Genomic DNA, 18,820 nt, shown 5'->3' with positions numbered 1-18,820 from the left:
CGGCCGTCCGCCGGCCCTCAGCCCGCGTGCCGCGTCAGCTCAGCTCACCCCACCCACACGCCCTCCCGCATCAGATGCCGACCGGACAGCTCGTGCTGCCCGCGCCATGCCTGCACCGCACGCGGCCGCACCCGGAAGAACGCGTAAGACGCGCTGTCCTTACGGGGATCCCAGCCCGTCTTCGCCACGAACGCGTCCGCGGCCGCGGCGGGCACCTCCGGCCCGGCGAACGTCTCCACGTCCCCGTCCAGGAGCACGACGTCCTGCGTGTCACCGAACGCCAGCCGGGTGCGCCCGCCGTCGCGCAGATTCCGGCCCGTCGGATTGGTCACCCGGGTGGACACCCACACCGCCTCCCCGTCCCACACGAACCACAACGCGACCAGACACGGCAGCCCGTCCGCGTCGGCGGTGGCGACCCAGAGGTCCAACTCCCCCTCCAGGCGGGCCAGTACGTCGTGTTTGCGCTGCTCGGGACTGCGGGCGGGTTCGGTGATCTTCATGGATACGACACTAGCGACCGGTCGGCGCAGGAATCACCCGGCGTTGATGAGCACCGCCTTCACCTGCGTCCAGTCCTCCAGGTAGGCGGATCCCAGGGAGCGGCCGAAGCCGCTGTGCTTGTAGCCGCCGAATGGGCGCGCCGATCGCCCCGCCGGGCCCGCCGTCGCCGACGATGAGCCGGACCTGGCCCGTGGGCCTTGATGGCGCGAGCGTTGTGCTCGACGTAGGAGTGGGGTCGTACGGAGTCGAGGTGCGCCTCCCCGGCCCCGATCGCCGCGAGGGCCGAACGTGTTGGTCACGTGTTGCTTCATCGGCTCGTCGTCGAAGTCGACGACCGCGTCGGCCAGGCTGGAGGCGTAGCCGAACAACTCGGGGTGCTTGAACGCGAGTCGCAGGGTCCCGAAGCCCCCGCCGACCAGCCTCGATGCCGCGTCCCGCCCGGTCGGCGACGGTGCGTTGGGTCGAGTCGACAGGCGGTGACCCCCTTCACCGCGGCCCTTCCGTCCATGGGATCGCCCTCGGAGCCGCCCGCAGCCGCGGCGACGAACGCGCCCGCGCCGAACTGCCCATGAGGCTCGCCGAGTTGATGACCCTGGTGGCGAGCGGACGGCTGGGCCCGATGTCGCCCCGGACGGTCACCCTCGCCGACGTCCCGGCGGCCCTGACCGAATGGGCCGCCCGCCACGCGCGGGGCAGGCTCGTGCTGACCTACCCCTGAGCCGATCCGTCCCACGGCACGGGTGCGTCACGCCGGTGCCGGCTCGGCCGCTCGCTCCAGACGCACGATCACGCTCTTCGACGTCGGCGTGTTGCTGATGTCCGCGACGCTGTCCAGCGGCACCAGGACGTTGGTCTCCGGGTAGTAGGCGGCGGCCGAACCCGGGGGAGTGGGGTAGGCGACGACGCGGAAGGCGTCCGCGCGGCGCTCGGAGCCGTCGGTCCAGGTGCTGACCAGATCGACCAGGCTGCCGTCCTCGAGATCGAGTTCGGCGAGGTCGGCGGCGTTCACGAGGACGACGCGGCGGCCTCCCTTGATGCCCCGGTAGCGGTCGTCCATCGCGTAGGGGATGGTGTTCCACTGGTCGTGCGAGCGCAGGGTCTGCAGGACCAGATGGCCCTTGGGGGCCTGGAGCATCGTGAAGTCGTTGACGGAGAAGACGGCCTTGCCGCTGGGAGTGCGGAACACCCGCGCGTTGACCGGGTTGGGCAGGCGGAAACCGCCGGGCTGGCGTACCCGCTCGTTGAAGTCCTGGAAGCCGTCGACGACTTGGGCGATACGGTCGCGGACGAGGTCGTAGTCGGCCTCGAAGTCCTCCCAGGGGATGGCTGGTTCGGTGCCGAGGACCCGGCGGGCGAGCCGGCTGATGATGGACACCTCGCTCAGCAGGGTCGCGGATGCGGGGGCGAGACGGCCGCGTGTGGCGTGGACTTCGCTCATGGAGTCCTCGACCGTCATGAACTGCTCTCCGCCCGCCTGGACGTCGCGGTCGCTGCGGCCGAGCGTGGGCAGGATCAGCGCGGTGCGTCCGCACACCGCGTGGGACCGGTTCAGCTTGGTCGAAATGTGCGCGGTCAGGCGGCAGTTGCGCATCGCGCGCTCGGTGACGTCGCTGTCGGGCGTGGCCCGCACGAAGTTGCCCGCGACACCGAGGAAGAGCCTGGCCCGTCCGTCGAGCATGGCGCGGATGGAGTCGACGGAGTCCAGACCGTGCGCGGTCGGTGCGGTGAACGCGAACTCCCGCCCCAGCCGGTCCAGGAAGGCCCGGGGCATCCGCTCCCAGATGCCCATGGTGCGGTCGCCCTGGACGTTGCTGTGCCCGCGGACCGGGCACACCCCCGCGCCCGGGCGGCCGACGTTGCCGCGCAGCAGAAGGAAGTTGACGACCTCCCGGATGGTGGGCACACCGTGCTTGTGCTGGGTCAGACCCATCGCCCAGCAGACGATGACGCTGCCGCTCGCCAGGACCCGCTCGTGTACCTGCTCGATCTCGTCCCGGCTCAGCCCGGTGGCCTCCAGGACGGCATCCCAGGAGGTTTCGCGGATGTTGGCCGCGAACGCGTCGTAGCCGGTGGTGTGTGCGTCGATGAACTCCCGGTCCAGGACGGTGCCCGGTTCCTTGTCCTCGGCCTCGAGCAGCAGCAGGTTCAGCGCCTGGAACAGCGCCAGGTCGCCCCCGGGGCGTATCTGCAGGAACTGGTCGGCGATGTCCGTGCCGCGGCCGATGACGCCGCGCGCCTTCTGCGGGTGCTTGAAGCGCAGCAGCCCCGCCTCGGGCAGTGGATTGACGGCAACGACATGGCCGCCGCGGCGCTTGGTCTCCTCCAGCGCGGACAGCATGCGGGGGTGGTTGGTGCCCGGGTTCTGCCCCACGACGAAGACGAGGTCGGCGTTGTAGAGGTCGTCGAGGCTGACGCTGCCCTTGCCGATGCCCAGGGTCTCGTTGAGGGCTGAACCGCTGGACTCGTGGCACATGTTGGAGCAGTCCGGCAGGTTGTTGGTGCCGAAGGCGCGCGCGAACAGCTGCAGCAGGAAGGCGGGTTCGTTGGCCAGCCGTCCGGAGGTGTAGAAGAGGGCCTCGTCCGGGTGGTCCAGGGCGCGCAGTTCGCCGGCGAGCAGATCCAGCGCCTCGTCCCAGCCGATCGGCTCGTAGTGGCTCGTGCCCTCGCGCAGCACCATCGGCTCGGTCAGCCGGCCCTGCTGGTTGAGCCAGTAGTCGGACTTACGGCTGAGCTCGTCGACGGAGTGCTGCCGGAAGAAGTCCGCGGTCACCCGGCGGGAGGTGGCCTCGTCGCTGATGTGCTTGGCGCCGTTCTCGCAGTACTCGTTGCGGTGTCGCTGGCCCGGTGCGGGCTCGGGCCAGGCGCAGCCCGGGCAGTCGAAGCCCTTCGCCTGGTTGATGTTGAGCAGGGTCAGCGCGGTGCGCTTCGGGGAGGTCTGGCCCAGCGCGTACTTCAGCGCGTGGACGACGGCGGGAGCGCCGGTGGCCCACGTCTTGGGAGCCGTCACCGACAGCTCGGCCTCGTCCGGTTCGTCGAAGTCCCGCATCGCGCACCACGCCCTCTCATCCGCACGACACTCTTGGCCTGCGCGTCGGGCCAGGTCAAAGCGGAAGTTCTTATCGCCTGACAGGCGGCACCGATCAGTGCAGCGTGCGAGGGGACCGCCGGCGACGGACGGCCGGGCGCGAGGGATCATTGGAGGGTGCTGCTGCGCCAACTCGAGTACCTCGTCGCTCTCGCCCGTGCCCGCCACTTCGCGAAGGCGGCGCAGGCCTGCTACGTCTCCCAGCCGGCCCTCTCGGAGGGCATCCGCAAACTGGAGGAGGAACTCGGCATCCCCCTGGTCCAGCGGGGACGCCGGTTCGACGGGCTCACGCCGGAGGGCGAGCGCGTGGTCCTGTGGGCCCAGCGCATCCTCGCCGACCGCGACGCGATGCAGGGCGAGATCCAGGCACTGCGGGCGGGGCTCAGCGGCCGACTGCGCATCGGGACCGTGCCGACCGCGGCCACGGCGGTCGCGCTGCTGACCCAGCCGTTCTGCACCGCCAACCCGCTCGCGACCGTCCAGGTCTTCGCCGACCTGCAGGCCGAGGACATCGTCAACAGACTCCGCACGTACGAACTCGACGCGGCCGTGACCTACCACAGCAGCGTCGTGGCCCACGACTTCAAGTTCGTCCCGCTGTACCGGGAACGCTACGTGCTGCTGACCCAGCGGACCGCCCCCGACTCCGGCCCCGCCGACATCTCCTGGGAGGAGGCGGCCCAGTACCCCCTGTGCCTGCTGCACCCCATGATGCAGGGGCGCCAGGTCCTGGACGCCGTCTTTGAGGCAGCCGGCGTCTCCGTGACCCCGCGCGTGGAGACCGACTCCATCGCCTCACTGTTCGCACAGGTCAGAGCCGGTCACTGGGCAAGCGTCGTGCCGTACGCCTGGCTCCATGTCTTCGGCGTCCCCGCGGGCATGCACGCCGTTCCCCTGGTCCGCCCGATCCGCACGGAACGCATCGGCCTGGTGCTCCCGGCACGCGAGCCCGTGCCGGTGATCGGCCAGGCGCTCGTCGACGTCGTGGACCGGGCCGGCATCGCGGAGGCACTGGAACGGCTGCCGGACCAGCACATCGGCCACTGACGCCCGCGGCTCGGGGCACCCGGACCGGCGGTGCTCAGCTGTCGTCGACGGCCTGTCTGTCGGTCCCGCCGGGCCGGGTGGGGTGGTGGCCGTCGACCCGGGCGAGCAGGCCCAGCAGCGAGGTCACGGTGAGCCCTGCCTCCGCGGGGTGACGCAGAGGCGATCCCGGTTCGATCTGGTACGCATTGCCGCGCCCCTCACGTGTGTGGGATAGGTAGCCGCTCTCCTCCAGATCGGAAATGATCTTCTGCACGGCGCGCTCGGTGAGCCGGCAGTGCGCGGCGATGTCGCGGACCCGCGCGTTCTGGTTGTCGGCGATGGCGGCAAGTACCCGCGCGTGGTTGGTGATGAACGTCCATCCTGTGTGCGATTCCGGTGCTCCTCCCATAGGGGGATCGTACGCCTGCTGGTTCACGCACGAAAATACCTGAAACAAATTTCGCGTATCCGTTGACGTGAGTTGGTGACGGGGTGAATCTGGAGGCGGAGAATCCAGCCCAGGGGAGAGGACTCATGTCGGATGCGGCGGCGCAGTCCGGGGTCGGGGAAGTCAACGGCTGCACAACACTTGCCGGTTCCGGTGGCGGGAAACGGCCGTCCGGGCTGACGGTCGGCACCTGCCCCGATGGCGACCGGACGGTCGTCACACTCTCCGGCGACCTCGACCTCTCCGTGGATCAGGAACTGCAGCAGGCGTTGCGCGCGACGCTCGCCCGCTCCGACCACGGCATCGAGCTGGACCTCGGCGGCGTCCGGTTCTGCGACTGCTCCGGGCTGAACATCCTGTTGGGCATCCGCCAGCAGGCCCTGGCCGAGTCCAAGACCGTCACGATCCGCGGGATCAGCCCGGCTGCCGAGCGCGTCTTCGCGCTCACCGGCACGCTGTCCCTGTTCGCGCCGGACGGCGACGAAGCCCGAGAAGAGGACGACGATCCCGCGCAGGCCGCTGCGGAGGGCTCCGACGCCCCCGATCAGGACCCGCGGGTGGAGGTCGTACAGCTGCGGCGGGCGATGCAGACCCGGGAGGTCATCGATCTGGCCCGCGGCATCCTCATGGCCGCCTTCACGCTCAGCTCCGAAGAGGCGTGGAGCGTCCTGGTGATGACCTCGCAGAACACCAACACCAAGCTGTATCGCGCGGCTCAGCAGCTGGTGGATTCCATCCAGGGCGACCCCTTGCCCGAGTCGGTGCAGAACGCGCTGTCCGCCGCCGTCGCCCACGTCGCGGGCTCGCGCGCCGCAGCGGTGGGCCCGGAGTAGGCCGACCCCGCCAAGGGCTCGGTGCCAGTCACCGCTTGCCATTGGAAACCGATCGGTTTACCGTGACGTAAACCGATCGGTTTCCAACGTGGAGATGGACATGACTTCGATCAAGGACGCCGTAGTACTCGTCACCGGCGGCAGCCGCGGCCTCGGCAAGGCTCTGGTGGAGGAGCTGTACACGCGCGGTGCCGGCAAGGTCTATGCCACGGCCCGCGACCCGCGCACCGTGACCCACCCCGAAGCAGTGCCGCTCGCCCTGGAGGTCACCGACCCCCACTCGGTGGCCGCCGCAGCCGCCCAGGCTCCGGACGTCACCGTCCTGATCAACAACGCCGGCATCTCACTGGGCGCCTCCTCCTTCCTCGAGGCCCCGGTCGACGACATACGCCGGGAGTTCGAGACGAACTTCTACGGACCGCTGCTGGTCACCCGGGCCTTCACCCCGATCATCGAGCGCAACGGCGGCGGCCACGTCCTGAACGTCCACTCGGTGCTCTCCTGGGTCGGCCTCGCCGGCTCCTACAGCGCCACCAAGGCCGCCCTGTGGTCGCAGACCAACTCCCTGCGCCTGGAGCTGAGTTCGCGAGGCATCGGGGTCACCGGACTCCATGTCGGATACGTCGACACCGACATGGCGTCGAGCGTGGACGCACCCAAGTCCCGCCCGGGTGACGTCGCCGCCCTCGCGCTCGACGGCGTCGAAGCCGGCGCCTACGAGGTGCTGGCCGACGACATCTCCCGGACCGTCAAGGCCGGCCTCTCCGGCGATCTGGCAGCGCTGTACCCGCAGTTGGCGGGCCAGGCCGCTTCCTAGCAGCCGCAGCGCGCAACGCGTCCACCCACCCTCGATGCACGCTGCGCTCTACGGCCGGTCCCGCAGGATCGGGGTGAGCGTGTCCAGGACCGAGGCGTCCTCGATCGTCGGCGGCACGGGCTCGTCCCGTCCGTCGGCGATACCCCGCATCGTCCGGCGAAGGATCTTGCCCGACCGCGTCTTCGGCAAAGCAGGCACGACCGCGACGTCCCGGAAGGCCGCCACCGGACCGACATCGCGCCGGACGGCCGCGATCAGCTCGGCCCGCAGCTCGTCGTGGTCCGGCGCGGCACCGGCCTTGAGGACGACCAGCCCGAAGGGGACACTGCCCTTCAACTCGTCGGGGATCCCGATCACCGCGCACTCGGCGACCGCCGGATGCGTGGCCAGGGCCGCCTCGATCGCGCCGGTCGACAAGCGGTGCCCGGCAACGTTGATGACGTCATCGGTGCGGCCCATCACGAACAGATAGCCGTCGTCGTCGAAGTACCCGGAGTCCCCCGTGTGGTAGAAGCCCGGATACCGGCTGAGGTAGGAGTCCAGGAACCTCTCGTCGTCTCCCCACAACGTCTGCAGCGCGCCCGGAGGCAGCGGCAGCCTGATGACGATCTCGCCGTCCTGCCCGGCCTCCAGCGGCCGGCCTTCGGCGTCGACGATCCGTACGTCCCATCCGGGCACGGGCACCGTGGCCGAGCCCGGCTTCGTCGGCAGCGGCTCCAGCCCGCGCGGGTTCGCCGCGATCGGCCAGCCGGTCTCGGTCTGCCACCAGTGATCGGTGACCGGTACGCCCAAGGCGCCCGAGGCCCAGTGCAGGGTCTCCGGGTCCAGCCGCTCACCGGCCAGGAACAGCGACGTCAGCGAACCGGTGTCGTACTTGGCGAGCTCCGCCGCCTCCGGGTCGACCTTCTTGATCGCCCGGATCGCCGTCGGCGCGGTGAAGATCGTCTTGACCCCGTACTCCTCGACGATCCGCCAGAACGCACCGGCATCCGGCGTGCCGACGGGCTTGCCCTCGTACACCACCGTCGTCGCCCCGACCAGCAGCGGCCCGTACACGATGTAGCTGTGCCCCACGACCCACCCGACGTCGGAGACCGTCCAGAACACATCACCGGCATGGACGTCGTAGATCGCCCCCATCGACCAGGCCAGCGCAACGGCATGCCCGCCCGTGTCGCGCAACACCCCTTTGGGCTTCCCGGTCGTGCCCGACGTGTACAGGATGTAGAGCGGATCGCCGGCCGCCACCGGCACCGGCTCCACCGGCTTCGCCACGGGCACCACATCGTCCCAGTCGAGGTAACCGGGCCCCAGATCCGCCCGCAACGCCGCACGCTGCAGCATCACCGTGTGCTCCGGCCGGTGCACACTCATCTCCAGCGCCGCATCGAGAATCGGCTGATACGCCACCACCCGCGTCGGCTCCAGCCCGCACGACGCCGCTACGACCACCTTGGGCCGCGCATCCTCGATCCGCGCCGCCAGCTCCTTCGGCGCGAACCCGCCGAACACCACCGAATGCACGGCGCCGATCCGGGCACACGCCAGCATCGTCATCACGGCCTCGGGCACCATCGGCATATAGACGACGACACGATCCCCCTTCCCGACCCCCAGAGCACTCAACGCACCGGCCACACGCGCCACTTCGTCCCGCAGCTCCCGGTAGCTGAACGACCTCTTCGCCGGCACCATCGCCGAGTCCCAGACCAGCGCCGTACGCTCGCCGAACCCGCCCTCGACATGCCGGTCGAGCGCGTTGGCGCAGGTGTTCAACTGCCCGTCGGGAAACCACCGGTAAAACGGCGCGCGCGTGTCGTCGAGCGCACGCGACGGGCTGACGACCCAGTCGATCAGCTCCGCGGCACCGAGCCAGAAGCGGTCCGGATCCGTAAGGCTGCGATCATGGATCCTTGCGTGTTCTTCCACGTCAGGTCCTTTCCAGGCCTCGGGCCCAGGCTACGGCGCTCGACACGCCACCCACCACCAGTTCACCACCTTCGGGCTAGGCTCGACACATGGCCACCTGGGACGATGTCCGCCGCCTCGCACTCGCCCTCCCCGAAACCGACGAACGGCTCTCCCGTCACCTGGCGCAATGGCGAGTCAGGGAGAAGGGCTTCGTCTGGGAACGGCCACTGCGCCCCGCGGACTACGACGCCCTCGGCGACGCCGCGCCGGACGGACCGATCCTCGGGGTGCGGGTGGCGGACGTCGGGGTGAAGGAGGCGTTGCTGGCCTCCGATCCGGACGTGTACTTCACCACGCCGCATTTCGACGGCTACCCGGCCGTTCTGGTCCGCCTCGACCGGATCGATGTCGCCGAGCTCGGAGAACTGATCGTGGAGGCCTGGCTGGCCAGGGCTCCGAAGCGGGTGGCGCAGCAGTATCTCGAGGCGGGCGGGGCATGAGCGCCCGCGAGTTCGCTTGTCGGCTGGTGTGTTTCAAAGGCGAAGGACGATCAGCGCGGTGTCGTCCGTGTTGCCGGTGGTGGGAAGCAGGTCGGCTAGGAGCGCGTCGGCCAGGGTCTCGGGGTCGGCGTGCCCATGGCGGGTGAGGGAGTCGGCGAGACGGGCCAGGCTGGCGTCGATGTCCTCGGTACGGCGTTCGATCAATCCGTCGGTGTAGAGGACCAGGGTGGAGCCTTCGACGAAGGCAGCCTTGGCCTGCGGGCGGGTCACGTGCTCGGGACGGGCGCCGAGCGGTGGGTCGGTGGCCTGGTCGAGGAAGCTGACGCTGCCGTCGGGGGCGAGCAGGGCGGGCGGCAGGTGCCCGGCACAGCTGTAGGTGATGCAGTGGTCGTCCCAGTCGATGAACGTCGCCGCGGCGGTGGCCGACTCGCCGCCTTCCACGGAGCGGGCGTACAGTCCGAGCGCTTCCAGGGCCTCGGCGGGCCCCTTTGCGACGCGGCAGGCCGCGCTCAGGGCGCTGCGCAGCTGCCCCATGGCGCAGGCGGCGGCCAGACCGTGGCCGACGACGTCGCCGACCGCGATCGCCAGGTTCTCGCCCGGCAGCTCGACGAGGTCGTACCAGTCACCGCACACGTTCAGGGCACCGATCGCGGGCCGGTAGCGCACGGCCGCACCGTGCTGTCCGGTCGGCCCGGGCGGCGGCAGCATGGCCGCCTGCAGCGCCAGGGCGACCTCGCGTTCGTGGGCGTGGGCATTGCGCAGCCGCTCGTTGACCTCCTGCAGCTCACGGGCGCGGGTGTACAGCTCGGCCTCCAGCACCCGGGCCCGGCTGTCGTCGCCGGGCCCGCCGAAAGCGCGGATGAGTTCGGTGACCTCTTCCACCCGGTGCACGATCAGCGCCACGCGGCCGTCGGGTCCGAAGACGGGCGCGTTGACGGGGCTCCAGTAGTGCTCCTCCCAGTGGCCCGGCCGCTGGACGTCCTCGATGTCGTAGCGGAGCAGCGCCATCGTGTCGCGCTCGCCGGTGTCCACCGCACGGCGCATCGACGCCTCGGTCTCCCGCATGCCCGCCGCGGCCGGCTCGTTGGGGTTCTCGGGGAAGACGTCGAAGATGTAGCGCCCGAGCAGCTGCTCGCGGGTGCGTCCGGCCAGTCGTAGGAAGTCCTCGTTGGCGTCGGCGTACACCAGGTCGGGCGTGAGCAGCGCCACCATGCCGGGCAGGGCGCGGAAGACCGCCGCATAGTCGATCTGCGGTTCCCACATGTCTTGCCTGCCTTGGCGCCGAGCGTCACTGTGCCCCTCCACGATAGGAGCGAACACGCCAGGGGGCCCGCGCGCCGACGCCTGCGGAGTCCGGTCACCGGGCGCATGAGCGTACTGCGGACTGGCCGGACGGGCGTCCCGTACTCCACCTGAATTGGGGAAAAGCAATCCACAGGTTGACACATCCGGACAGTAACTTGACCGCGATGGACGGGGGTGTAATGTCGCAGCCTCTCGGCGCTCGCACAGGGGGCCGAGCGTCAGCCATCAGCACAGAGAGATCGCCAATGCGAATCGTAAAGCGCCTTGACTCGGTGGATGCAATTGAGGGCCGTTGTAATTCGGAATACAACTGTCCGGCCGTGTTCGAACTTGACAGTGGTGATCTCGCTTTTATCGGGGCTGACAACACGGAGGACTTGAGGTCGGAGCTCCCGGCGGGTTCTGGTGTCGGCCCTGATGAACGTTTGGTCGTTCTCCCGCGATCGGTTCTGATCAACGCTGGTTGGCGGCTTCCAGTGGATGAATGACGATGAGGCGTTTTACGCGTGTGCTCACTCGGTGTCTGAGTATTGCTGGAAAGCGAGTTCTGCCAATTCGTAGAACTTGCGCATCGAGCCACCGTACGGCGTGACCCTGTTACGGGTCTCCCGCGTCTCCGCCCAGAAGTCGTGGATGACGGGGCTGCTGAAGAGATGCTGCATGAGCTCCAGCACCTCGTCATCCGTGTTGTACTTGAGTTGATACGACATGCACTGGAACGAGATGATCAAGTTCGCATAGCGATACTGCTTCGTGCGCACCGGATCGAATTCAGGACCGTACCCGGGCCAGACGGCAGAGAGATCGGCGTCCTCGATCGCCATCCGGGTCAACATCACATGTTGCCCCCGCACCGACGCCTCCGCCGCACGGAAGGCGCTCTCGTGCCCCAGCCGCGCATCCTCTCGATTCGCCCGCAGCTCCTCACACTGGGCCGCCATCTCCACGCGCCTCATCCTGAATTCTTCGGCCTGCTGGTGGAAGCTCCGCGCAGCGTAGAGAAGAACAAAGAACGACGCGCAAGCGGCGGCGGCACCAAAGGCCTGCCCGGCGTTCCCGCTCGCACTGGACTGAAGTCCGGGGATATGGACGAGCGCCAGAGTCAACGCAATGGAGCCGACGCAGGACACGGCGCCGACACCGATTAAAGCCCACACGCGCCGCACGTGCCCCTGGTACGCCATGACCGCCCCCTGTGAAAGCGCGGAAAATGAGGCAAGGCGCAGATGTCGGAGTGCTCGCGCACCCGCTGGCGTGCTCATCCCCCGATCCTCGTTGTTGCCTGGAGCAATACCGTCAAAACGTGCCGTCGCGGGGGCGCATGGGGGCGCACCGGAGCATGGACTCCACGATTCCAGAAAGCGGACACGGGAGCGTGTCAGGTGTGCACCAATGAATCGATGACGTCGTGCCAGCGGCGGTCGGCCGTCGCCGGGTCTTCCTCGGCTGTGATCTGTACGGGGCCGTAGCGGGCGGGGTATCCGGCGAAGACGAAGAGACGGTCCACGACGTGCGAGTTGATGCTCCAGGGATAATCCCATGCGAGCCATTTCTCGTGGAGTCGGTCGAGGCTGGAGCGATCCGCCTGGCGCAGACCGAACGCGACTTTGCTCGTGAACTCCCGCCACCCACTACGGCCCGACGTCGCCCGGATGATGCTCTGTGTCTGGGCCATGATGTCGTGGCCGGCGGCGCTGTCGTCCGCCCGGCAGATCAACTTGGCGGCGAGGGCCGTCCGCATCGTGAGGGTCTCGCCGAACCGGTCGGCCTCGGCCAGCACGACGTCGCATTCGCTCGGGGTGCTGCGGCCGAGGAGGGTCCTGCGCCACAGCGCTGTCGCCTCGTTGTCCAGCGCCATCTGGTGCCTGCCCTGCTCCCGGAGGCGGCTGCCGCGGGCCGTCGGCCCGGCGACGGACTCGCTCAGCAGCCCGCGCGCATAGGCGAGGTCGCTGGTGATGCGCAGTGCCGCCGTGGTGTCGTCGAGGGGATGTCGGGCCAGGTGCCGGTGCAGTTCGGTGAAATCCCCTTTGATCTGCAGGGAGCGCGCGACCTGGTAGCGCAGGAACTGCGACTCCGGATCTTCGGCCAGCAGCTCCGTCAGCAGCCGCAGCGAGGGCTCGAAGTCCGAGCGGTTGCGATGCAGATAGGCGAGTCGGAGCTGTGCATGGGCCCGCACGTCGGCCCGCAGGGGAGCGGCGAGGAACTCCTCGAGGCGGGTGACCCGTCGTTTGCCGACCGTCCCGTGGCGCCATGCCTCGAACATGCCGGACAGCTGACCCATCCAGGTGTCGTTCGTCGGCGGCGGCAGCCGTTCGGCGGTCTTGGCGAATCCCGGCAGATCGGTGAGGGCGTCGGCCAGCCAGGGGGCGGTGAGGTCGTGTTCCGCGCAGAGAGCGGCCGTCAGTTCCAGTACGTCGAGTCGGCGGTTGCTGTCGTCCAGCAGCGCGTCGCTGCGCAGCCTGAGCGTTTCCACCAGCCGTCGTGCCATGGCCGTTCGGTCGGCGGGGGCCCAGGCTCCGGGATCGGTGACCGGTTCATGGGCGATCGCCGAACGTACGGCGTCGTGCAGCCGGTAGGGGAAGAGCGGGTGGTCGTCTTGGGTGACGAGGGTGCGCAGGCACAACCGGTGCGCGTCGCCGAGGAGCCCGCCGACGGCCTGGGCGATGAGGTCTTGGTCGAAGCGCGGCACCAGCGCCGCCGCGCGGGCCAACTCCCGTTCCCGGTCCGGGAGATTGGCAAAGACCCGGTTGGCGAGTTCCGGCAGGGGCCCGCCGAAGGAGTCGGCCGAGAGTGGACTCCCGCTCGCGGCGCGTGCGATGGAGAGGGACAGGCTGAGATACAGAGGCAGGCCGTGCGCGCCGGCGCGGATGCGGCCGACGACGTCCGGTGGCAGGTGCGGATTGCCTCCGGTGCCCGAGGCCGCCTGCAAATACTGCTCCACGTCGGTGTCGGAGAGGTTGCCCACCAGATGCTGACGCGGGTCCTCCTCCGCCTCCCGCCGCAGACCGGGCCAGACGCCCGGACCCGTTGCGGGGAGCGCCTGGTTGAGGTGTGGACTGTCCCAGTCCAGCCGGTTGCGGGAGGTGACGACCCACAGAACTCCCGGCGTGAGATGGACGATCCGGTTGAACAGGCGTTCCTGCGCGCGGTCGTCACCCTGGATGTATTCCGCAGCGTCGGCGAAGGCCACGGTGACGGGCCGTTTGTCGGCCGACAGATTCTCGAGGTCCCATGACAACAGGCCGGCGAGTGTGGCGGCGACGTAGTCGGACGGATCCTTCTCGGCGCGCTCGACGATCTGGACGAGTTCTTCGCATCTGCGCAGCGCGAGGCTGCGCAGCCGTTTCTCCCGTACGGCTTCCACGATGCGGATGCCCGTCCGCACGGTCAGCGGGCCCAGGCCGAAACGGGCCCCCGCGTCGCTGAGGATGTCATTCAGCGTGTCGGTGATCTGTCCCCGTATGTCGAAACCGCCGACGGCCACATCCGGCAGGGGAGTGCCCGGCCGCGCCAGCGACCACCAGGCGGCCAGACCGAGATCGAAAGCGGGGAAACGACGCCACCGCCCGGCCACGGCCGCCCGCAGCCGCAGCACGCTGTCCGCCGCATGGACGACCCGGCTTCCGTGGAAGTCCAACCGCACGGTGCTCAGCGGTGGTTCGAAGGCCACCGACTCCGTCCAGTCGCCGGGATCCTGCAGGTCCCCGACCGCCCAGGACTCCAGACGCCGCGACAACTCGGTCTTGCCGATGCCGCCGACGCCGTAGAACGACATGACGTTGAGACGAGCGGCGTGCGCGAGTGTCGCCGAACCGTCGCGCACCCGGGCGGTGTGGCGGCGTAACGCGGTGGAGAATGCCGTGTACTCGTCGACCCTATTGGTAAACAACTCGGTCGCCGTGTACTCCGGCCCGAAGATTCCGTCGAAGTCGCTCGTGATCCCCCCTCAGCCTTGGCCGGACGAACACCAGGCCGTCCCGCCGCCCAGCACACATGAACTCCGGCACATCCGAAAGTCAACAGGCCCGAGTTCAGCCCTTGTTGCGGAGCGCGTCGAGGACGTGGGACCAGGCGGACGTACCCAAAAGTGCGTCGGCTTCGGGCGTGCCTCCGTACTGGAAGCGCGGCGATGCCGGAGCCGGTCCCTCGCCGGGAAAACGCGGGCGGTGGCCTGCGTCGTGACAAGCGATCAGACGCACGGAAGCGCCAACTGACCGCTGCCGCATGGCCAGTTGTTCGGCGAAGGGCAAAGACGGCCACATCGCATCGTCGCCGCCTGCGACCAGCACCAGATCGGCCCGCGCCTTGTCCACGGGGATCTCTGCCGCAGCGAGCCGATCGGCGAACGTCCGCTCGCTGAGTTCGTACCACCCGCGGATCGCGACCGGATCGCCGTCCGCCTCCGCAGGCGCCCACGAATCGTCCAGCGGGACGAAAGGCAGCGCCCGCCCCTGCCAGGTCCAGGACGAGCGCCAGGGACGGTGCGCTCCGTCGAGCCCCGGGCCGACGTTGCACCAGACCCGCGAGGTGGGGGACAGCGCGATGACGACGTCCACGCGCGGATCGTGCACCGACGTGAGCAGGGCCGCCTCGGCGCCCTTGGAGACGCCCAGGATGCCGATACGTCGGGCCCCGTGCAGTCGGAGGAAGTCGACGGCGGCGGTGAAGGTTTCCAGGGGGATCTCGCAGATGCCCGGCGGCTGGCCCGGCCCGCCGAACCAGCGGATCGACAAGGCCGTCACGCCCTGTTGGGCAAGGAGGCGAGCCCTTTCCCGTTCGATACGTCCGCTGGAACCGGCCAGGACCAGAACCCCGGTGTCGCTGCCGCGGGAGAAGGCGGGGGTGAACAGGACGCCTTCCCACGGGTCGGCGGGGACCGACAGCTCGCGTTCGGTGACGTGCAAGTGGTCTCCCTACGGGGGCGCTGAGGCGGTTCGGGGCTTTGGCCGTTTGTTCAACTCAGGTGATCGGCTGGCCGATGCCCAGCATGTTCCCCTCGCTGTCGCGGAACCAGGCACCCAACGCCCCTCGTACGCCTGAGGCACGCGTACTCAGGTAGTTCTCGACCGCGACGACCCCATCCTGCGTGTGCCCGCCGCCGTACACCGAGGGAAGGCCGAACTCCTCGAACACCACGCCACGCCGCTTCAGCGCCCCGACGACGGCCTCGATGTCGTCCACCTCCCACGACATTTGCGTGAAGGTTCCAGGCGAGGCTCCCGCGGACTCGAACACTTGGAACTCCGCGCCATCGCACCGATACAGCAGCCCACCGGGCCCTTCCTCAACGGGCTGCAGACCGAGCTGCTCGGAGTAGAAACGCCGCGCCCGGTCCAGGTCCTGGGCGGGCAGCCTGGTCGCCACTCGCCCTTGGGTCAAGAGGTTCCTGTCATCTGCGTTCATACCTCTCAGTGTGGGGCGAGTGGTGCTTGTCCTCTCCTCGAACGCATTCACGAGAGCAGAGCGTCCGCGAGGTCCTTCAGGGCGTCGCTGCTGATCTTGGTGTAGGTCGTGAGGCCCTGGTGGGCCTCATGCGGGTGGCCGGAGGCGTAGCGCAGCGACTCGGTCACCGCCGCGGTGAACTTCTCGACCAGGTCCGGGTTCTGCCGAAATAGCCGATGGCGCAAGGGAGGCGGAGACCAAAGCGCGACTGCCCGGTTGCGGCTCGACAGCCCGATTCACGTTGCGCGATCCATTTGACGGCGGCACTCTGCATGCCTGCTTCGCGCTGTCAGTACTCCGGACACAGGAGCTTGTCGTCGCCGCGGTAGCGTGGCGATCATGGTGGAGTGGGGTATGCGCCCGGCGTCGATGTCAGACGTCTCGGCAGTGGCGGAACTGCGTGCCGTGGTGATGCGACCGGATCTCGAACGGCTCGGACGCTACGACGAGGAGCGCGTACGGCAGCGGCTGCTGGACAATTTCGAGCCGACGCACACCCGGATCATCGAGGTGAACGGCGAGTTCGCCGGCTGCGTGGCGCTGCGCCAGGCCGAGGACGCCCACTGGCTGGAGCACTTCTACCTGGACCCACATTTGCAGGGCAGCGGCATTGGTTCGGGCGTACTGCGCGAACTACTGGAGCGGTGTGACCGCAGCGACGTGCCTGTCCGGCTGAACGTGCTGCGGGGCAGCCCGGCCCGACGGCTGTACGAGCGCCACGGGTTCACGCTCGAGACCGAGGACTCGGTGGACGTGTTCATGGTCCGCAAGCCGGCCCACGCCCCAACTGGCCGGTGAACGGGCAGGGTTCGCGGAGCGGGGACGCGCCCGGCAGGGGAGCAGCGGGCGGACACCCCTTTCGCCGAAGCGACTCAGCCGCCACGCTGCCGTCCACCCATCGCCCGGTTCCCGGCGTGCCGGTGGAGTTGGGCTGGGCCATCTGACGGACCGGGCCAGCCAATCTGATGCGAAGTTCGTCGGAACGGCGTCGCACGCCTGGTGCAAGGGGCTTTCCTCAGGGGACCGTTGAGGTCCGGGCGGATCCGGCAGGCCGGGCGGGCCAGGTTGCGAACACGGGACGGGGGTCGCCTGTGCCGGGTTGTTCGTGGGGCCCGGCAGCGCGATACGGGGGAACGTATGCAGGACAAGGACTACGACGCCGTAGCACAACTCGACGGCAAGGTGGCGGACTTGGCGGCGGACGGATTCGACGTCGGCGAGGCTGTCGGCGACGTGAACTACACCGGCACGGGTGCCTATCGGCGGCACAAGGATGCCGTCGTCTGCGCGCACCCGGTCTTCGGCCCGCACGCAGTGCACGGGGCCATCGCCGGTCACTGGGTCGACGTGCTCGGCGGCCCCGAGGGCGGCTGGGGGTATCCGCTGACGGACGAGTACGCCGACGGCGAGGGCCGCGCCCGCGACTTCCAGGGCGGCTCCCTGTTCTGGACCCACGCGGACGGGGTGCTTGAGATCCGCGCGACCGGTCCGGCCGGGGACTCTCCGGACGTCGACTGGACCAAAGTGGGCGCATTGGCGCGGCTCGCGTACGCCGTCGGGATCCTCGTTGACCGGTACCACTACCCGGTGAACGGAGCCGCAGGCATGGTGGGCAACCTGTGGGCGGAGTCCGGCGTGCTGCCCAGCCGCATCGAGGGGAGCTCAGCGGCCAAGCCCACGCGGGCCAGGGACTTCGCGGGCACCCTGCGTGACTTCTCGCCGGAGGAAATCATGCGGCGGGACCCCGCTGCCCGGAAGGGTCCCAGGCTGCCGGGCGTGGGCCTGGCCCAGTGGACGAGCCGCGCACGCAGAGCGGGCCTGTTCAAGCACGACTTCGACGGACAAGTCCTGGGCGCCGCCGCGCTGTTCAACATGGATGCCCAACTCGACTATCTCGCGGTCGAGTTGAAGAGCCGCTATCCCGGCGTGCACGCGGTACTGGCCAACCCGGCCGTGAGCGTCAAGGAGGCGAGCGACGACGTCGTCTACCGCTACGAAGTGCCCGGAGCGATCCTCTCCGGAGGCACCAAGCTGCCGCGCAATGACCCCAGGGTGCAGGCCGTGTTCCGCGTCCGCCGAGCACACTCCGTCCGCGCACTGAAGGCGTACCGATCCGCCTGACAGCGGCGATCCGGCACCCCGAGTGCGATCGCCGGATGGAACAACCGAGTGCTGCATCTCCGGCGCTGACAAACCCAGTGGACAGAGTTCGCCCAAGCGGCAGACTGACGCCATGACCACATCGGATCCCAAGGCCGACCTTCACTTTTACCTGCAGTCCGCCCGCGACGCCTTGCTGTGGAAGCTCGAGGGACTCTCGGAGTACGACATCCGCAGACCCATGACGCCGACCGGCACCAACCTCCTGGGTCTGGTGAAGCACGCGACCGGTGCGGAGTTGGGCTACCTCGGGGACACCTTCGGGCGGCCGTCCGACGGGCCGCTGCCCTGGATGAACGGCGACGCCGAGCCCAACGCGGACATGTGGGCCACCGCCGACGAGTCACGCGAGTACATCGTCGAGCTCTACCGCCGGGCGTGGGCGCACGCGGACGCGACGCTCGACGCGCTGGCGCTGGACACGGTCGGCAGGGTGCCGTGGTGGCCGAGCGGCAGGGACGAGGTGACGTTGCACCATGCGGTGGTGCGCGTGATTGCCGATACACAACGGCACGCCGGCCACGCCGACATCCTGCGCGAACTCATCGACGGCACCGTCGGGATGGACAAGGGCAACGACAGCATGGCGCCCGGCGATTCGGCGTGGTGGGAGAACTATCGGAGCCGCCTGGAGCGTGTCGCACGGGAAGCCGACGAAGGCTGTTGAGTGCACGTGCAGAGAAGTCCGCGACCGCCCCCAGCATGCCGGGAGCCGAATCGCGCTGCGCCCAGGGCATCGGCGCGTCACTCTCGTCGCTCTGACGATATCCGTTCTCTGGCAGGCAAGCG

General features: G+C 69.2%; 19 protein-coding genes. 8 read left to right on the top strand and 11 right to left on the bottom strand.

The features are described 5' to 3' along the window. Positions 1-44: 44 nt before the first annotated feature. A complete protein-coding gene (locus ABZ880_RS23865; RefSeq protein ID WP_361266308.1) occupies positions 45-503 on the bottom strand; it encodes a pyridoxamine 5'-phosphate oxidase family protein in 459 nt (152 codons plus the stop codon). A gap of 33 nt (positions 504-536) precedes the next feature. Next, on the bottom strand, positions 537-815 hold the full coding sequence (locus tag ABZ880_RS23860; RefSeq protein ID WP_361266677.1) for an aldehyde dehydrogenase family protein: 279 nt from the start codon (positions 813-815) through the stop codon (positions 537-539). A gap of 113 nt (positions 816-928) precedes the next feature. Here ABZ880_RS23860 and ABZ880_RS23855 point away from each other — a divergent pair, with 113 nt between their 5' ends. After that, on the top strand, positions 929-1,222 hold the full coding sequence (locus tag ABZ880_RS23855) for a zinc-binding dehydrogenase (protein WP_361266306.1): 294 nt from the start codon (positions 929-931) through the stop codon (positions 1,220-1,222). A 27-nt stretch (positions 1,223-1,249) separates the two neighbouring features. Here the strand turns inward: ABZ880_RS23855 and ABZ880_RS23850 are convergent, their stop codons facing one another. Then, positions 1,250-3,550, bottom strand: coding sequence for an FdhF/YdeP family oxidoreductase (locus ABZ880_RS23850; RefSeq protein WP_361266304.1), 2,301 nt, complete (start codon positions 3,548-3,550; stop codon positions 1,250-1,252). 156 nt (positions 3,551-3,706) lie between these two features. On the opposite strand from ABZ880_RS23850, the gene ABZ880_RS23845 reads away from it, so the two are divergent. Beyond that, complete coding sequence (locus ABZ880_RS23845) at positions 3,707-4,636, top strand: LysR family transcriptional regulator (RefSeq protein ID WP_361266302.1); 930 nt, start codon at positions 3,707-3,709, stop codon at positions 4,634-4,636. 34 nt (positions 4,637-4,670) lie between these two features. On the opposite strand, the gene ABZ880_RS23840 is transcribed toward ABZ880_RS23845, so the two are convergent. Further along, the gene (locus ABZ880_RS23840; protein WP_361266300.1) at positions 4,671-5,024 is read right to left on the bottom strand and encodes a helix-turn-helix domain-containing protein; all 354 of its coding nucleotides are present in this window, start codon (positions 5,022-5,024) and stop codon (positions 4,671-4,673) included. 125 nt (positions 5,025-5,149) lie between these two features. Here ABZ880_RS23840 and ABZ880_RS23835 point away from each other — a divergent pair, with 125 nt between their 5' ends. Both ABZ880_RS23835 and ABZ880_RS23830 read left to right on the top strand, forming a co-directional pair. Beyond that, on the top strand, positions 5,150-5,896 hold the full coding sequence (locus tag ABZ880_RS23835) for an anti-sigma factor antagonist (RefSeq protein ID WP_361266298.1): 747 nt from the start codon (positions 5,150-5,152) through the stop codon (positions 5,894-5,896). Between the two features lie 100 nt (positions 5,897-5,996). Continuing rightward, positions 5,997-6,713 carry an SDR family oxidoreductase gene (locus ABZ880_RS23830; protein WP_361266296.1) on the top strand — a complete coding sequence of 239 codons (717 nt, stop codon included), beginning with the start codon at positions 5,997-5,999 and terminating at the stop codon, positions 6,711-6,713. A gap of 48 nt (positions 6,714-6,761) precedes the next feature. On the opposite strand, the gene ABZ880_RS23825 is transcribed toward ABZ880_RS23830, so the two are convergent. Next, positions 6,762-8,642, bottom strand: a complete 1,881-nt coding sequence (locus ABZ880_RS23825) for a propionyl-CoA synthetase (protein ID WP_361266294.1) — start codon at positions 8,640-8,642, stop codon at positions 6,762-6,764. A gap of 89 nt (positions 8,643-8,731) precedes the next feature. Between ABZ880_RS23825 and ABZ880_RS23820 the strand changes: the two genes are divergently transcribed. Further along, on the top strand, positions 8,732-9,124 hold the full coding sequence (locus ABZ880_RS23820; RefSeq protein ID WP_361266292.1) for an MmcQ/YjbR family DNA-binding protein: 393 nt from the start codon (positions 8,732-8,734) through the stop codon (positions 9,122-9,124). 33 nt (positions 9,125-9,157) lie between these two features. On the opposite strand, the gene ABZ880_RS23815 is transcribed toward ABZ880_RS23820, so the two are convergent. From ABZ880_RS23815 to ABZ880_RS23790, 6 genes are all read right to left on the bottom strand, one after another. Then, on the bottom strand, positions 9,158-10,387 hold the full coding sequence (locus ABZ880_RS23815) for a SpoIIE family protein phosphatase (RefSeq protein ID WP_361266290.1): 1,230 nt from the start codon (positions 10,385-10,387) through the stop codon (positions 9,158-9,160). 554 nt (positions 10,388-10,941) lie between these two features. Beyond that, on the bottom strand, positions 10,942-11,613 hold the full coding sequence (locus ABZ880_RS23810) for a DUF6082 family protein (RefSeq protein WP_361266288.1): 672 nt from the start codon (positions 11,611-11,613) through the stop codon (positions 10,942-10,944). 194 nt (positions 11,614-11,807) lie between these two features. Beyond that, entirely contained in the window at positions 11,808-14,318 is a 2,511-nt protein-coding gene (locus ABZ880_RS23805) for a hypothetical protein (protein ID WP_361266286.1), read from the bottom strand. 142 nt (positions 14,319-14,460) lie between these two features. After that, positions 14,461-15,333: an acyl-CoA thioester hydrolase/BAAT C-terminal domain-containing protein gene (locus ABZ880_RS23800; protein WP_361266284.1), complete on the bottom strand. Its 873-nt coding sequence runs from the start codon at positions 15,331-15,333 to the stop codon at positions 14,461-14,463. A 55-nt stretch (positions 15,334-15,388) separates the two neighbouring features. Then, positions 15,389-15,832 carry a VOC family protein gene (locus ABZ880_RS23795; protein WP_361266282.1) on the bottom strand — a complete coding sequence of 148 codons (444 nt, stop codon included), beginning with the start codon at positions 15,830-15,832 and terminating at the stop codon, positions 15,389-15,391. Positions 15,833-15,879: 47 nt separating this feature from the next. Next, positions 15,880-16,056, bottom strand: a complete 177-nt coding sequence (locus ABZ880_RS23790) for a hypothetical protein (RefSeq protein WP_361266280.1) — start codon at positions 16,054-16,056, stop codon at positions 15,880-15,882. Positions 16,057-16,210: 154 nt separating this feature from the next. On the opposite strand from ABZ880_RS23790, the gene ABZ880_RS23785 reads away from it, so the two are divergent. The 3 genes from ABZ880_RS23785 (at position 16,211) to ABZ880_RS23775 (ending at position 18,698) form a co-directional block, all read left to right on the top strand. Continuing rightward, complete coding sequence (locus ABZ880_RS23785) at positions 16,211-16,669, top strand: GNAT family N-acetyltransferase (protein WP_361266278.1); 459 nt, start codon at positions 16,211-16,213, stop codon at positions 16,667-16,669. Between the two features lie 339 nt (positions 16,670-17,008). Then, a complete protein-coding gene (locus tag ABZ880_RS23780; protein ID WP_361266276.1) occupies positions 17,009-17,992 on the top strand; it encodes a phage tail tip lysozyme in 984 nt (327 codons plus the stop codon). Between the two features lie 112 nt (positions 17,993-18,104). After that, on the top strand, positions 18,105-18,698 hold the full coding sequence (locus ABZ880_RS23775) for a DinB family protein (RefSeq protein ID WP_361266274.1): 594 nt from the start codon (positions 18,105-18,107) through the stop codon (positions 18,696-18,698). Positions 18,699-18,820: the final 122 nt, after the last annotated feature.

Origin of the sequence: Streptomyces sp. NPDC047043 (assembly GCF_040644055.1) — a bacterium.
Classification (GTDB): Bacteria; Actinomycetota; Actinomycetes; order Streptomycetales; family Streptomycetaceae; genus Streptomyces.
Note: the sequence above shows the minus strand (reverse complement) of the source record. Positions and strands in the feature narration are given on the sequence as shown.